The organism is Stenotrophomonas sp. AS1 (assembly GCF_048957655.1).
GTDB lineage: Bacteria > Pseudomonadota > Gammaproteobacteria > Xanthomonadales > Xanthomonadaceae > Stenotrophomonas > Stenotrophomonas bentonitica_A.
In genome coordinates this window covers 394,158-408,207 of record NZ_JARVXM010000006.1, presented here as the reverse complement: position 1 = coordinate 408,207, position 14,050 = coordinate 394,158, and the positions used below count along the sequence as shown (strand labels likewise).

Sequence of the window (14,050 nt, the reverse complement as noted above, 5' to 3'; positions counted from 1 at the left end):
TTACTCGCTCTCGTGCTTTGCATCGCGCGCAGCACGCGCGCGCGGTCCGTGGAAGTACTCCTGGATCCACGGGTGGTCCAGTTGTTCGATCTCGTGGAGCGGGGCATTGGCGATGACTTTCTTGTCGGCCAGCACCGCCACCCGGTCACAGATCGCATACAGCGTGTCCAGATCATGTGTGATCAGGAAGACCGTCAGGCCCAGCGCTTCCTGCAGGGTCTTGATCAGGCGGTCGAAGGCGGCCGCGCCGATCGGATCCAGCCCGGCGGTGGGCTCGTCCAGGAACAGCAGCGGCGGGTCCAGCGCCAGCGCCCGGGCCAGGCCGGCGCGCTTGCGCATGCCGCCGGACAGCTGCGAGGGCAGCTTGTTGATCGCATCGGCCGGCAGGCCGGCCAGCTTCACCTTGAGCAGGGCCAGCTCGTAATGCCAGCGCTCGGGCAGCTCGCCGTGGTGTTCCTTCAGCGGCACCTGCACGTTCTCGCCCACGGTGAGCGAGGAGAACAGGGCGCCATCCTGGAACAGCACGCCGGTGTTGCGTTCGATATGCAGGCGGTTGGCCGGGTCACTGGAGCGGGCGTCGACGCCGAGCACCTCGATCTGGCCGTCATCGGGCGTGCGCAGGCCGAGGATGCTGCGCATCAACACCGACTTGCCGGTACCCGAGCCGCCGACCACGCCGAGAATCTCGCCGCGGCGCACGTCCAGGTCCAGCCCGTCGTGCACGACCTGCGCGCCGAAACGGTTGGTCAGCCCGCGCACGCGGATCAGCAGTTCACCATCACCGGTGGCGGCGTCGTCGCGGTCAATGGCCGGGGCGGTATCGGTGCTCATCGGTTACCAGCCCATCTTCATGAACCACAGCGCGGCGAACGCGTCGAGGATGATCACCAGCGAAATCGCCTGCACCACGCTGGAGGTGGTGCGCTCACCGACCGACTGCGCGGTGCCTTCAACCTTGAGGCCTTCCAGGCAGCCGATCAGGCCGATCACCAGCGCGAACACCGGGGCCTTCGACAGCCCGACCAGCATGTTGCGCACTTCCATGGTGTCGTGCATCCGCGCGATGTACATCTGCGGCGGGATGTCCAGATCGAACGCGCCGACGGTGATGCCACCGGCCAGGCCGGCGATCATCGCGATGAAGGTCAGCAGCGGCAGGGTGATCAGCAGGGCGATCAGGCGCGGCAGCACCAGCAGGTCGACCGGGTCCAGGCCGAGCGTCTTCATCGCGTCGATTTCTTCGCGGGCCTTCATCGCGCCGATCTGCGCGGTGAACGCACTGGCGGTGCGGCCGGCCAGCACGATGGCGGTCAACAGCACCGCGAACTCGCGCAGGAAGGCGATGCTGACCAGTTCGACTACATAGATCTCCGCGCCAAAGTCGCGCAGGATCGTGGAGCCGAGGAAGGCGATCACCGCGCCGACCAGGTACGACAGCAGGGCCACCAGCGGCACCGCGTCCAGGCCGACCTGCTCCATCTGCGCGACGGTGGCAGTGAGACGGAAGCGGCGCGGTTCCTTGATCAGGCGCGCGCCCTTGACCAGGTTCTCGCCCAGGAAACTGGCCAGCGCCACGATGTTGTGGCCCATGCCGTGCACGCTGACACCGAGCCGCTCAAGTGCGGCTAGCACGCCGAAGTCGCGCTTGGCCTTGGGCCGGTCGTCGGCGACTTCCTCGATGGTGGAGACCAGCGCGCGATGCTCCTCGCGGAACGTCACCGCGTCCTCGCCCAGGTCGGCGCGGTGCGCGACACGCAGCAGCTGCAGCACGCCGGCCGAATCGAGCAGGGTGATGCCGCTGGCGTCCAGGCCGGTCACTTTCTCCGGAAGGCCGCGCAGCACTTCGGCCGCGTCCAGCGCGGTGCGTAATGTCCAATGGCCAGACAACCGGATCAGGCCGGGGTCCTGGGCATCCTGCTCGAGATGGGGGGCTTGGTCTGAGGTCATGTAGGCGTCCTGCGCGCAGCATACCCTGTCCGGGTGCATGGCTCGCGTATGCGCCGGACCGGTCCGTACACGCCGCTCGGCACTGCCGGGCATGCGCGCGCCAGCATCATGACACCGGGATTCTTCAGGCCGGGGCGTGTTCGGGTAATACTACGGCGCATGTCTGCCGACGCCCCCACCATCGTTGCACCACCGGCCACCTACGCTCAGCGCGTGGCCTTCGTTTCGGAAATGGCCGGGCGCCTGCACAGCTATGGCACCACCGCGCAGCGGCTGGAGGCGGCGGTGGTCGCCCTGGCGCAGCGGCTGGACCTGGATTGCGAGCCGTGGTCGAACCCGACCGGCCTGATCCTGAGTTTCAGCGACCCCACCAAGGCGATCGGTTCGTCGGACATCACCCGCGTGATCCGCCTGGCCCCCGGCGAAAACGATCTGCATAAACTCAGCATCGCCGACCAGATCACCGATGCGGTGGCCAACGGCACCATGAGCATCGCGCAGGGGCATACCGCGCTGCGGCAGCTGGACAAGGACCCCGGGCGCTGGGGCAAGGTCCGCACGATTCTCTCCTACAGCCTCGGCGCGGCCGGCGTGGCCGGGCTGTGGAAACTGCCGTGGCTGGATATCGCCACCGCCGGCGTGATCGGCCTGCTGATCGGCGTCATGGGCATGTACACCGACCGCCGCCCGGCCACGCGCGAGGCCAACGAAGCCCTGGCGGCGCTGCTGGCCGGTTCGGTGGCAACGCTGGTGGCCTCGTTCATCGGCGCGCTCAACCTCAATACGGTGATCATTGCCTCGCTGGTGGTGCTGCTGCCCGGGATGTCGCTGACCAATGCGGTCAACGAACTGGCCAGCCAGCACTGGGTCTCGGGGACGGCACGCTTCGCCGGTGCGGTGACCACGATTCTGAAACTGACGGTGGGCGCGGTGATCGCGGTGACCCTGTCCGGCATCGTCGGGCTGGAACCGCTGGTGCGCGCGTCGCGTCCACAGGCCGATTGGGTCGAGTGGGGTGCGTTGCTGCTGGCCGCCTTCGCGTTCGCGATGCTGTTCAAAGCCAACCGGCGCGATTTTCCGTGGGTGATGGCCGCGGCGGTGGCCGGCTATGCGATTTCAAAATTCGCGGGCCAGGCGTGGGGCATACCGGCCGGCATTTTCATGTCGGCGATGCTGCTCACGGCCGCAGGCAACCTGTTTGGTCGCCTGGCGCAGCGCCCGGGCGCGATCATCCGCTTGCCCGGCATCATCATGCTGGTGCCCGGCAGTACCAGCCTGCGTGGCGTGCTGACCCTGGTCCAGCAGCAGGACATGAGCGCCGGCCAGACCGTGCTGATGACCGTGCTCAACGTGGTGATGGCACTGGTGGCCGGGCTGCTGTTCGGCAATCTGCTGATCCCGGCACGCAAGAATCTTTGACCGCCGCGGCCATCGCGCAGGTGTGCGCCAGGAACGAAAACGCCGGCGCGAGGCCGGCGTTTCCATGTGCGTCAGTAACTGACCGGCTTACTTCTTGATCAGGAACTCTTCGACCTTCTTGCCCTTGGCGGTATGCGCGGCCAGCCAGCGCGGCTGCTTGCCACGGCCGGTCCAGGTTTCCTTCGGGTTGGCCGGATTGCGGTACTTCGGGGCCACCTTGCCAAGCTTGCGCACGGCCTTGGCCGGGGCCTTGGTCGCTTTGCCCGCGGCACGGCCGCGTGCGGCCGGCGCGGCGCCGCCGAACAGTTCTTCCACCGAATAGCCCTGGGCCTTGGCCAGCTTGGTCAGCTGCGCGCGGACCTTGCTGATCGCCGGACGCTTGGCCACGATGGTCTGCTGCTTCTTGGCGTTCTTGATCAGCGCGCCCAGCTCTTTGGCGGACAGGCCGCTCAGGTCAATGCTCATCTACTACTCCGCAATATATTAAGGACAGGGTGAGCCGGTCCTTGGCATCGGAAACAGCATACATTCTCTTTTGCGAAATACACAAACAAAACGGAGATATTGAAACCGGGTCCGCCATTGAAAAGGCCGGGTTATTCACCCGGCCTTTGTCATTACTGCGTCAACTTCGCCAGCAGTGCGTCCTTGTCCAGGACTTCGGCTTCGGCCGCGCTGCGCGCGCGGTACTCGAACGTGCCGGCGGCGACACCGCGTTCGGACACCACGATCCGGTGCGGCACGCCGATCAGTTCCATGTCGGCAAACATCGCGCCCGGGCGCAGGCCGCGGTCGTCCAGGGCCACGTCCAGGCCGGCGGCCTGCAGCTGTGCAAGCAGCTCGGCGGCAGTGGCCGACACGGTCTCGTCCTGCTTCGGGTTGATCATGCAGACCACTACCTGCCACGGCGCCATCGCGTCGGGCCAGATAATGCCGGCGTCGTCATGATTCTGTTCAATCGCCGCAGCCACGATGCGCGAAATGCCGATGCCGTAGCAGCCCATCGCCAATACCGCAGCCTTGCCGTTCTCGTCGAGCACGGTCGCATTCAACGCCTGCGCATACTGGCGGCCGAGCTGGAACACGTGGCCGACCTCGATGCCGCGCGCGATTTTCAGCTCACCCCCATCGGCGGCGCGATCACCGGCCTTGGCGTTGCGGATATCCGCCACTTCCGGTTCGGGCAGGTCACGGCCCCAGTTGACGCCGGCGATGTGGAAACCGGCTTCGTTGGCGCCGACGACGAAATCGGCCAGCGCGGCGACGTCGCGGTCGGCGACGATGCGGATCGGCTGGGCCGGATTGAGCGGGCCGAGGAAACCGGGCTGGCTGCCCAGGTGCGTGGCGATCTCCGCCTCGCTGGCCATGCGGTAACCCTGCAGGCCCTCGACTTTACCGAGTTTGATTTCATTGACGTCGTGATCGCCACGCACCAGCGCCAGCACGAAGCCGCCCTCGCTCATGATCGCGATCGACTTGACCGTGCGCTCCAGGCCCAGGCCGAGCAGGGCGGCCACCGCTTCACAGGTTTTCTGCGTGGGCGTGTCGACCTTGCGCAGTGCTTCGCTGGCGGCCGGGCGCTCGCCCGGGGCCGCGGCGATGGCCGCTTCCATGTTCGCGGCGTAATCCGAGCCGGTGGAAAACACCAGCGCGTCTTCGCCGGACTCGGCGATCACGTGGAATTCCTGCGAGGCGTCGCCACCGATCGCGCCGGAGTCGGCCTGCACCATGCGGAAATCCAGGCCGAGGCGGGTGAAGATGCGGGCATAGGCCGACTTCATGTTTTCGTACTCGCGCACCAGGCACTCATCGTGCAGGTGGAAGGAGTACGCATCCTTCATCAGGAACTCGCGCGCGCGCATCACGCCGAAACGCGGGCGGATCTCGTCGCGGAACTTGGTCTGGATCTGGAAGAAATTGACCGGCAGCTGCTTGTAGCTGGACAGCTCCTGGCGCGCGAAATCGGCAGCGGCCTCTTCGGCCGTCGGGCTGTAGCAGAAGACCTGCTCCTTGCGGTCCTTGATCTTCAGCAGCTGCGGGCCGAACTTTTCCCAGCGGCCGGTGGCTTCCCACAGTTCCTTGGGCTGGATGGTCGGAATCTGGAATTCCACCGCGCCGGCACGCTCCATTTCCTCACGCACGATGCGCTCGACCTTGCGCAGCACGCGCAGGCCCAGCGGCGACCAGGTGTACAGCCCCGAGGCCAGCTTGCGGATCATGCCCGCGCGCAGCATCAAGCGGTGGCTGGTCAGCTCCGCGTCGCTGGGGGTTTCCTTGGTGGTGTGCAGGTGGAACTGGGAGAGGCGCATCGTCGGCTTCGCTGAACGGCAGAAGCCGATATTCTGCCAGTCCGGCCGCCGCGATGGGTGCTGGCGGTGGTTTTGACCCTTGCGGGGACCGGCGGCTCAGGCCTTGGGCGTGCAGTACGCCTGGATGGCGGCCTCGGCCAGGGTCCTCTGGGCGCTGCGCTGCGCGTCGGTCAGGGCGGTATCGGCCTTGCCGTCGCCATCGGTGTCCTGCATGACCTTGCCCGGCCCATCGAGCAGGACGATATTGCCGCGGGCGGTGGTGCAGGCGCTGTTCTCGGCCGGGGCGGCCGCCGCCTCGCGCGGGGCCGGGTCGTGGTGTTGGACCTGGCGGGCCTCGTATTTCTGCCCGGTGGGCGGCTTCTCCGAATACTGGGTCACGCCATGGGCGTCTTTCCACTTATAGACGTTGCCGGCACTGGCCGTCGCACTGGCGAGCAGCAGGGCGCTCAGACGGGACAGGGCACGCATGGCGACTCCGGAGACGGGGCAGAAGCGCGATTGCAGCACCCCGGGCCGGCGCTGGCAAGCCGATCACGGCAGCAATGGCAGGGCGCGGCGCGCTGGCACTGCCCCAAAGGGCACCGCAGCCACTAAACTGGCCGCATGGATCAACTGAAACCCCCGCCGCGCTCGCGCAGCATCTACCTGCTGCCCAACCTGTTCACCACTGCAGGCCTGTTCGCCGGCTTCTACGCGATCATCGCCGCGGCCAACGGCGACTTCGTCAATGCCGCCATCGCCGTGTTCGTCGCGGCGGTCATGGACGGCCTGGACGGCCGCGTGGCCCGGCTGACCGGGACCAGCAGCGAATTCGGCGTGCAGTACGACTCGCTGGCCGACCTGGTCAGTTTCGGCATGGCCCCGGCCCTGGTGATGTACCACTGGTCGCTGTCCTGGCTGAAGTTCGACGACCCGGTACTCGGCCGCGTCGGCTGGGCGGTCGCCTTCCTGTATGCCGCCTGCGCCGCGTTGCGCCTGGCCCGCTTCAATACCCAGGTCACGGTGGTCGACAAGCGCTGGTTCATCGGGCTGGCCAGCCCGGCCGCCGCCGGCCTGATGATGTCCTTCGTCTGGGCCTTCGCCGATGGCAACCTGGGCTGGGACGGCAACCAGCTGCGCTACGTCGCCCTCGGCGTGACCCTGGTCTCGGCCCTGCTGATGGTCAGCCGGATCCGCTTCTGGAGCTTCAAGGGCAGTGGCGAGAAGGGGCCGCGCGCGGATCGCGTGCCGTTCCTGGCGCTGGCCCTGGTGCCGATCGCCATCGCGATCATGGTCATCGATCTGCCGCGCGTGCTGTTCGCGGTGGGCTTGGTGTATGCCCTGTCCGGCCCGTGTTACTGGGTGTGGCAACGCACCCGCAGGCCGGTCGAGCCGAACGCGTGAGCGGGCAGGCGCTGCCGCCATTGTGGTCGCCGGCGCAGCAGTCCTGGCTGCAGGCCATGGGCTACACGGTGTTTGTCGACGGCAGTGTCGCGCCCGAGGCGGTGGTGATGCCGGAGATCGAGCTGCGCGCGGCCCCGGTGGACGAGCCGTCGGTGCCCGTACGCCCCGCACGGCCGGCGCCATCGGCGGACGCGCCCGCACCGGTACGGCGCAGTGCCCCGCGCACGGTGGACGAAGGCGCGCCCAGCAGCCCGCCGGCCGCGACACCCGTGCGCGCGAGCGGTGGCCGCCGCGCCGCGGTGCGGATGCCTGATCGCCTGCAGATCGCGCTGCTGCGTGCCTCCGGCTGCAACCCCGCCGAACCGGATACCCAGGCCTTGATGGCCAGCTGGAACCTGGATGAACTGCGCGGCAGTGCGGCCGCCAAGCGTGCGTTGTGGCCGCAGTTGCGTGCCCTGCGCAGGAAGAACCGCCCGTGAGCGCGGTGAGCTCGCCACGGCCGTTGTCGCTGCGCGCGCTGCGCGAAAGCGACCTCAATGCGGTGATGGCGATCGAGGTGCGCGGGTATCCGTACCCGTGGACCCGCGGCATCTTCCAGGACTGCCTGCGCGCCGGTTATCCCGGCCTGGCGATGGAAGAGGACGGCCTGCTGATGGGCTACGGCCTGCTCAGCATCGCCGCCGATGAAGCCCATATCCTCAATATCTGCGTGGACCCGCTGTGCCAGTCGCGCGGCCACGGCCGGCATCTGCTGCGCGCGCTGGTGAAGCTGGCCCGCGACCACGGCGCGCACCGCGTGTTCCTGGAAGTGCGCCCGTCCAATACCCCGGCGGTGGCGCTGTACCACAGCGAGGGCTTCAACGAGATCGGCCGCCGGCCCCGCTATTACCCCGCCCGCGAGGGGCGCGAGGATGCGCTGGTCATGGCCATCGAGCTGGTCGACGACGATATCCAGGTGATGCCGCCGCTCTGACCGCGTGGTGTAGAGCCACCCATGGGGTGGCCCTACGTGATCCGCAGTACCACTGCGCCCACCACGATCAGGCCTGCAGCGAGCCAGCGCTGGCGGGTGATGCGTTCGCGCAGCAGCCAAGCCGAAATCAGGATCCCGAACAGGATCGAGGTTTCGCGCAGCGCGGAGATCATCGCGATCGGCGCGACCGTCATGGCCCACAGCGCCAGTCCGTAGGAGACCAGCGTGCCGATGCCACCGATGATGCCGTAGCCCCAGTTGCGGCGCGCATAGTCGCGCAGCGCGCTGGCCCGGGTGCACAGCGCCCACAGTGGCAAGGGCAGGCCGGAGAGCAGGAACAGCCACAGCGTGTAGCTCACCGCAGCGCCGGAGTGGCGTGCGCCCCAGCCGTCAACCAGCGTGTAGGTGGCGATGACACCGGCATTGAGCAGCGGCAACCAGAGATGTTGGCGCGAGATGCCGCGTGTCATGCACAGGATGCCCAGGCAGATCAGCCCAATGCCGGCCCAGGCGACCCACTCAAGGCGCTCACCGAGGAACAGTGTGCTGACCAGCGCGACGAGGATGGGCGCGCAGCCCCGCATCAGCGGGTAGGACGCGCTCATCTCGGTCAGCTGGTAGGTGCGGGCGACCAGCAGGTAATACCCGACCTGGAGCAGTGTGGAGGTCGCCAGCCACGGCCAGCTCTGCGGCGCGGGTACGGGCAGGAAGGGCAGGCCGATCGCGGCGATCACCGCCGCCGAGCCGGTGACCAGCAGCGTGGTCATCAGCTTGTCCGTGCCGCGTTTGACGATCGCGTTCCAGCTGGCATGCAGCAGGGCGGCGAACAGCACGATGCAGAAGATGGACAGCGACATCATCGGCCCAAGGTGGAGCCACCCATGGGTGGCTGCGCGTCATCCCGCCCCGGAAGGCAGCCACGCATGGCGTGGCACTACCTCCCCCCAGCGCTTACAGCTTCGCGCGCTGCGAACGCAGGCCTTCCAGCTGCGCGGTCCACTCGACCAGGCGCACGCGCTCCTGCTCGACCACGGCCGCCGGCACCTTGTCGGTGAACTTGGCCAGCTTGGTCCCGCTCTTTTCCTTTTCCGATTCCACCCGGGCGATTTCCTTGTCCAGGCGCGCGCGTTCGGCGCCCAGATCGACCAGGCCCTCCAGCGGCACCAGCAGGGTCAGGTCGCCCACGATCGCGGTGGCGGCTGGCGGCGTGTCGCTGCCGTTGGCCAGCCACTCGATGCGCTCCAGCTTGAGCAGGAACGACAGCGAGGCGGTGAAGCGGGTCATGCGCGCGCGGTCGTCGTCATTGCCGCCCTGCAGCAGCAGCGGCACCAGCTTGGACGGCGGCACGTTCAACTCGCTGCGCACGCGGCGCAGCGCATTGACCATCGACTTCAGCCATTCCACGTCGGCTTCGGCGCGGGCGAAGTCACCAGCGAATTCCTCCGCGGTCGGATACGGGCGCTGGGAGAGGGTGTCATCGGTGATGCCCAGGCGCGGGGCGACCTGGCCCCACAGCTGCTCGGTGACGAACGGAATCAACGGGTGCAGCAGGCGCAGCAGCGCCTCGAGCACGTACAGCAGGGTGTGGCGGGTGCTGTTGGCATCCTCGGCGTCGGCGCCGTTGAGGGCCGGCTTGGTCAGCTCCAGGAACCAGTCGCAGAACTCGTTCCAGGCGAATTCGTACAGGCACTGCGCCAGCAGGTCGAAGCGGTAGTTGGCGAAATGCGTCTGGGCTTCGGCCGAGACCGCGGCCAGGCGCGCGAGAATCCAGCGCTCGGCGTCGGTCCGCGGCTGAGGCACACCGGTGAACGTGCTGCCCTCGGTGTTCATCAGGGTGAAGCGGCTGGCGTTCCACAGCTTGTTGCAGAAATTCTTGTAGCCCTCGGCGCGGTTCATGTCGAACTTGATGTCGCGGCCGTGGGTGGCCAGGGCCGCGATGGTGAAGCGCAGCGCATCGGCACCGTGGGCGATGATGCCCTCCGGGAACTCGCGGCGGGTCGCCTTCTCGATCTTCGGCGCATCCTTGGGCTTCATCAGGCCAGTGGTGCGCTTGGCGACCAGGTCTTCGATGGAAATACCATCGATGATGTCCAGCGGGTCGAGCACGTTGCCCTTCGACTTGGACATCTTCTGACCCTGCGCATCGCGGATCAGGCCGGTCATGTAGATGTCCTTGAACGGAATCTTCCCGGTGAAGCTGTCGGTGGCCATGATCATGCGGGCCACCCAGAAGAAGATGATGTCAAAGCCGGTGACCAGCACCGCAGACGGCAGGTAGCGCTCGAAACCGCGCTCGGCCATCGCCTGTTCGTTCGGCCAGCCCAGCGTGGAGAACGGCCACAGCTGCGAGGAGAACCAGGTCTCCAGCACGTCGCTGTCCTGGTGCAGGGCGAGGTCGGCGGCGAGGTTGTTCTTCGCGCGCGCTTCGGCTTCGTCGCGGCCGACATAGCAGTTGCCCGCGTCGTCGAACCACGCCGGAATGCGGTGGCCCCACCACAGCTGGCGGCTGATGCACCAATCCTGGATGTTCTCCATCCAGTGGCGGTAGGTGTTGATCCAGTTGGCCGGCACGAACTGGATGCTGCCGTTCTCGACCATCTCCAGGCCGCGCTTGGCCAGCACGTCCATCTTCACGAACCACTGGTCGGTCAGGTAGGGCTCGATCACCTGCTGGGTGCGGTCGCCACGCGGCACCTGCAGCTTGTGTGCCTTGGTCTCGACCAGGATGCCGAGGTCTTCCAGCTCGGCCAGGATCACCTTGCGCGCGTCGTAACGGTCCAGCCCGCGGTACTTCTCCGGCGCGTTGTCGTTGATCGCCGCGTCCGGGGTGAACAGGTTGATCATCGGCAGGTTGTGGCGCAGGCCGACCTGGTAATCGTTGAAATCGTGTGCGGGAGTCACCTTGACCACGCCGGTACCGAACTCGCGGTCGACGTAATCATCGGCGATCACCGGAATCTCGCGATCGGTCAGCGGCAGCTTCACCTTCTTGCCGATCAGGTGCGCGTAGCGCTCATCGTCCGGGTGCACCATCACCGCGGTGTCGCCCAGCATGGTTTCCGGGCGGGTGGTGGCCACGGTCAGGGTGCCGCTGCCATCGGCCAGCGGGTAGCTGATCGACCACAGGAAACCGTCTTCCTCCACGCTCTCCACTTCCAGATCGGAAATGGCGGTCTTGAGCACCGGATCCCAGTTGACCAGGCGCTGGCCACGGTAGATCAGGCCCTGCTCGTGCCAGCGCACGAAGGCCTCGATCACCGCTTCGGACGGCTGCGGGTCCATGGTGAAGGTGCTGCGCGACCAGTCGCTGGAGGTGCCCAGGCGGCGCATCTGGCGTTCGATGGTGTCACCGGACTGCGCCTTCCACTCCCACACCTTTTCGATGAAGCCGTCGCGGCCCAGCGAATCGCGGGTTTCGCCCTGGCCGGCCAGCGCCAAGTTGCGCGACACCACCATCTCGGTGGCGATGCCGGCGTGGTCGGTACCCACCTGCCACAGCGTGTCGTAGCCGCGCATGCGGTGGTAGCGCACCAGCGCATCCATCAGGGTCTGCTGGAAGGCATGGCCCATGTGCAGCGTACCGGTCACGTTCGGCGGCGGCAGCAGGATGGTGTACGGCTCGCCCTTGCCGGACGGCTTGAAATGGCCGGCCTTCTCCCACGCGTCGTACAACGCGGTTTCAAAGGATTTGGGGTCGTAGCTGGAGGCGAGTTGGGTCATGCGGGAACCAGGATCGAATACGGAAGGTGGGGGTGCCGGAAGCTCAACGCCCTAAGGCGCGACGGATCTTCTGGCCGGTATGGAACGGTGAGACCGCGCAGGCGGCCCAGATCGCGGCGGGCCGCCTGCCAGACAAGGACAGCCGACTGGTAGTCGGCGCTACCTTCGAGACGTTGAGGATGCCTGCGATCGGGCGGCCGATGGTGAAGAAGGCGGACCAGGGAAAGATCAGGGCGATCAACAGGCGCATCAAGGGTCTCCGGGGGCGGCGGCGACCGGACGGACGCCACGCGGGTTACATGTCGTACTTGTTCAGCTCAAAGCCCAGCGCCTTGTACTGGCGCCAGCGCTCGCGCAGCGGTTCGCGCGCTTCCGGGTCGGCCGGGACCACCTCCAGCACGCGGTCGCAGGCGGCCAGGTAAGGATCGTCACGCAGGTTGATGACCAGCGGCCGGGCCGGGGCCTCGGTACCGGGAACGGCGATCAGCACCAGCGCCTCTTCCTCGTCCATGTCTTCGCCGGCGATCTGGTGCGGGATGTAGGCATCGTTGTCGAACGCCCACAGCAGTTCGTCCAGTTCTTCGGCCTGGGCCTGGTCGCGCGCCAGCACCAGGGTGAACAGCCCGGCGTCGTTGGCCTTGCGGGCCAGCTCACAGACCAGCCGCAACGGCTCGGTCAGGAAGCGGGGCTTGGCGATCAGGTAGAAATCAGCACGGGACATGGCAGGGCCTGGAGCGAAGGGAGAACCCGGCGCCAGGCCGGGCGGGATCGCGGCCACCGATGGGCGGCCGCGATCGGGCAGGGCATCAGGCGCGGGCGACCTGGTCCAGCAGCCACTGGCTCAGCAGGCCGACCGGGCGACCAGTGGCCATGCCGCGCTTGCCTTCATCGCTGGCCACGCCGGCGATGTCCAGATGCGCCCAGCGCTGGCCTTCGGTGAAGCGCGACAGGAAGCAGCCGGCGGTGATCGCACCGGCCCAGCGGCCGCCGATGTTGTAGATGTCGGCGAAGCTGGAATCCAGCATCGGCTGGTACTCGTCCCACAGCGGCAGGCGCCAGGCGCGGTCGAACACGTGCTCGCCGGCGGCCAGCAGTTCGTTGGCCAGGTCGTCGTGCTTGGTCATCAGGCCGGCGGTCTGGTGGCCCAGGGCAACCAGGCAGGCACCGGTCAGGGTGGCCACGTCGATCAGCGCGGCCGGCTCGAAGCGCTGCGCGTAGGTCAGCGCGTCGCACAGGATCAGGCGGCCTTCGGCGTCGGTGTTGCCGACTTCGATGGTCTTGCCCGACATCGAGGTGATCACGTCCGAGGGGCGGTAGGCGTTGCCGTCGATGGCGTTTTCCACCGCCGGCACCACCACCACCAGGTTCAACGGCAGCTTGGCCGTCACCGCCGCGACAAAGGTGCCGATGACGTTGGCGCCACCGCACATGTCGTACTTCATCTCTTCGATGCCGCCCTGGGTCTTCAGGTTGACACCACCGGTATCGAAGGTGATGCCCTTGCCGACCAGCACGTAGGGCTTGGCGTCGCCGCCGTTGCTCCACTTCAGCACCACCAGGCGCGGGCGGTTGGCCGAGCCACGGGCCACGGCCAGCAGCGAGCCCATGCCCAGCGCTTCCATCTGCTGCTCGTCCAGGATCTCCGCTTCGGCGCCGTCATGGGCCTGGGCGAAGGCGACCGAGGACTCGGCCAGGTAGGCCGGAGTGCAGACGTTCGGCGGCAGGTTGCCCAGTTCGCGGGCGTACTGCACGCCGGCGGCGATCGCCTGGCCCTGGGCCAGCGCCTGGGTGTCGGTGCCGGCGATGGCCAGCGTGGTCAGGCCGGGTTCGTCGGCCTTCTTCTTGCCCAGCGTGGCGCTGTAGCGGTAGGCGGCGTGGTCGGCGGTGATGATGGCCTGGCGGATGTTCCAGGCGGCATCGCGGCCCTTGACCTCGATCTCGGTCAGGGTGAACAGCGCGTGGTGGTTGACCCCGCTCTTCAGGGCGCGGCTGGCATCGCCCACGGCCTTGAGGTACTGCGGCACGCCGAACTTGGCCGGCTCACCGAGCCCGACCACCAGCACGCGTGCGGCGGCGACGCCGGGCAGATCGTGCAGTACGGTGGTGTTGCCGGTCTTGCCGCCCACGTCGCCGCGGGCGATCAGGGCCGACAGGCGGCCGCCGGACGCGGTGTCCAGGGCCTGTGCCGCCGGGCTCAGGGTCTGGTCGGCATAGGCGCCGACGATGACGCAATCGCACTCGGCCGAGGCCGGGGCTGCGTGGTTCAGGGTGAATTCCAGGGCCATTGATCAGATTCCGT

13 protein-coding genes and 1 pseudogene are annotated in these 14,050 nt (G+C 67.5%); 4 read left to right on the top strand and 10 right to left on the bottom strand.

Annotated features, from left to right (window positions below):
* Both PV764_RS10785 and PV764_RS10780 read right to left on the bottom strand, forming a co-directional pair.
* Positions 1-831: an ABC transporter ATP-binding protein gene (locus PV764_RS10785; protein WP_019182568.1), complete on the bottom strand. Its 831-nt coding sequence runs from the start codon at positions 829-831 to the stop codon at positions 1-3.
* A 3-nt stretch (positions 832-834) separates the two neighbouring features.
* Positions 835-1,986, bottom strand: coding sequence for an MlaE family lipid ABC transporter permease subunit (locus PV764_RS10780; RefSeq protein WP_421116585.1), 1,152 nt, complete (start codon positions 1,984-1,986; stop codon positions 835-837).
* Positions 1,987-2,106: 120 nt separating this feature from the next.
* On the opposite strand from PV764_RS10780, the gene PV764_RS10775 reads away from it, so the two are divergent.
* Positions 2,107-3,366 carry a threonine/serine ThrE exporter family protein gene (locus PV764_RS10775; protein WP_019182566.1) on the top strand — a complete coding sequence of 420 codons (1,260 nt, stop codon included), beginning with the start codon at positions 2,107-2,109 and terminating at the stop codon, positions 3,364-3,366.
* 90 nt (positions 3,367-3,456) lie between these two features.
* Here the strand turns inward: PV764_RS10775 and PV764_RS10770 are convergent.
* The 3 genes and pseudogenes from PV764_RS10770 to PV764_RS10760 form a co-directional block, all read right to left on the bottom strand.
* A pseudogene (locus PV764_RS10770) lies at positions 3,457-3,831 on the bottom strand (H-NS family nucleoid-associated regulatory protein); the annotation flags it as partial.
* 152 nt (positions 3,832-3,983) lie between these two features.
* Complete coding sequence (locus PV764_RS10765) at positions 3,984-5,675, bottom strand: proline--tRNA ligase (protein ID WP_019182564.1); 1,692 nt, start codon at positions 5,673-5,675, stop codon at positions 3,984-3,986.
* A gap of 96 nt (positions 5,676-5,771) precedes the next feature.
* The gene (locus PV764_RS10760) at positions 5,772-6,143 is read right to left on the bottom strand and encodes a DUF4124 domain-containing protein (RefSeq protein WP_421116584.1); all 372 of its coding nucleotides are present in this window, start codon (positions 6,141-6,143) and stop codon (positions 5,772-5,774) included.
* 135 nt (positions 6,144-6,278) lie between these two features.
* Between PV764_RS10760 and pssA the strand changes: the two genes are divergently transcribed.
* Genes pssA through rimI form a run of 3 tightly spaced genes read left to right on the top strand, consistent with a single transcriptional unit; the run spans position 6,279 to position 8,031 of the window.
* On the top strand, positions 6,279-7,058 hold the full coding sequence (gene pssA / locus PV764_RS10755; RefSeq protein ID WP_019182562.1) for a CDP-diacylglycerol--serine O-phosphatidyltransferase: 780 nt from the start codon (positions 6,279-6,281) through the stop codon (positions 7,056-7,058).
* Positions 7,055-7,537: a hypothetical protein gene (locus PV764_RS10750; protein WP_046273802.1), complete on the top strand. Its 483-nt coding sequence runs from the start codon at positions 7,055-7,057 to the stop codon at positions 7,535-7,537. Before pssA ends, PV764_RS10750 begins: the two co-directional genes overlap by 4 nt.
* Positions 7,534-8,031 carry a ribosomal protein S18-alanine N-acetyltransferase gene (gene rimI, locus PV764_RS10745; RefSeq protein ID WP_070426579.1) on the top strand — a complete coding sequence of 166 codons (498 nt, stop codon included), beginning with the start codon at positions 7,534-7,536 and terminating at the stop codon, positions 8,029-8,031. The genes PV764_RS10750 and rimI overlap by 4 nt, the downstream gene beginning before the upstream one ends.
* A 32-nt stretch (positions 8,032-8,063) precedes the next feature.
* Here rimI and PV764_RS10740 read toward each other — a convergent pair whose 3' ends face one another.
* The 5 genes from PV764_RS10740 to PV764_RS10720 form a co-directional block, all read right to left on the bottom strand.
* The gene (locus PV764_RS10740) at positions 8,064-8,888 is read right to left on the bottom strand and encodes an SMR family transporter (RefSeq protein ID WP_421116583.1); all 825 of its coding nucleotides are present in this window, start codon (positions 8,886-8,888) and stop codon (positions 8,064-8,066) included.
* A gap of 94 nt (positions 8,889-8,982) precedes the next feature.
* A complete protein-coding gene (locus PV764_RS10735; RefSeq protein ID WP_421116582.1) occupies positions 8,983-11,751 on the bottom strand; it encodes a valine--tRNA ligase in 2,769 nt (922 codons plus the stop codon).
* A gap of 43 nt (positions 11,752-11,794) precedes the next feature.
* Entirely contained in the window at positions 11,795-12,001 is a 207-nt protein-coding gene (locus tag PV764_RS10730; RefSeq protein ID WP_421116581.1) for a YqaE/Pmp3 family membrane protein, read from the bottom strand.
* A 45-nt stretch (positions 12,002-12,046) separates the two neighbouring features.
* Positions 12,047-12,472, bottom strand: coding sequence for a DNA polymerase III subunit chi (locus PV764_RS10725; protein WP_046273804.1), 426 nt, complete (start codon positions 12,470-12,472; stop codon positions 12,047-12,049).
* An 85-nt stretch (positions 12,473-12,557) separates the two neighbouring features.
* Entirely contained in the window at positions 12,558-14,036 is a 1,479-nt protein-coding gene (locus PV764_RS10720; protein WP_266084195.1) for a leucyl aminopeptidase, read from the bottom strand.
* Positions 14,037-14,050 lie beyond the last annotated feature (14 nt).

Coding starts and splice junctions, on each gene's coding strand:
- PV764_RS10785 (WP_019182568.1), bottom strand. CDS start 831: ATGAGCACCGATACCGCCCCGGCCATTGACCGCGACGACGCCGCCACC.
- PV764_RS10780 (WP_421116585.1), bottom strand. CDS start 1,986: ATGCACCCGGACAGGGTATGCTGCGCGCAGGACGCCTACATGACCTCA.
- PV764_RS10775 (WP_019182566.1), top strand. CDS start 2,107: ATGTCTGCCGACGCCCCCACCATCGTTGCACCACCGGCCACCTACGCT.
- PV764_RS10765 (WP_019182564.1), bottom strand. CDS start 5,675: ATGCGCCTCTCCCAGTTCCACCTGCACACCACCAAGGAAACCCCCAGC.
- PV764_RS10760 (WP_421116584.1), bottom strand. CDS start 6,143: ATGCGTGCCCTGTCCCGTCTGAGCGCCCTGCTGCTCGCCAGTGCGACG.
- pssA (WP_019182562.1), top strand. CDS start 6,279: ATGGATCAACTGAAACCCCCGCCGCGCTCGCGCAGCATCTACCTGCTG.
- PV764_RS10740 (WP_421116583.1), bottom strand. CDS start 8,888: ATGTCGCTGTCCATCTTCTGCATCGTGCTGTTCGCCGCCCTGCTGCAT.
- PV764_RS10735 (WP_421116582.1), bottom strand. CDS start 11,751: ATGACCCAACTCGCCTCCAGCTACGACCCCAAATCCTTTGAAACCGCG.
- PV764_RS10730 (WP_421116581.1), bottom strand. CDS start 12,001: ATGCGCCTGTTGATCGCCCTGATCTTTCCCTGGTCCGCCTTCTTCACC.
- PV764_RS10725 (WP_046273804.1), bottom strand. CDS start 12,472: ATGTCCCGTGCTGATTTCTACCTGATCGCCAAGCCCCGCTTCCTGACC.
- PV764_RS10720 (WP_266084195.1), bottom strand. CDS start 14,036: ATGGCCCTGGAATTCACCCTGAACCACGCAGCCCCGGCCTCGGCCGAG.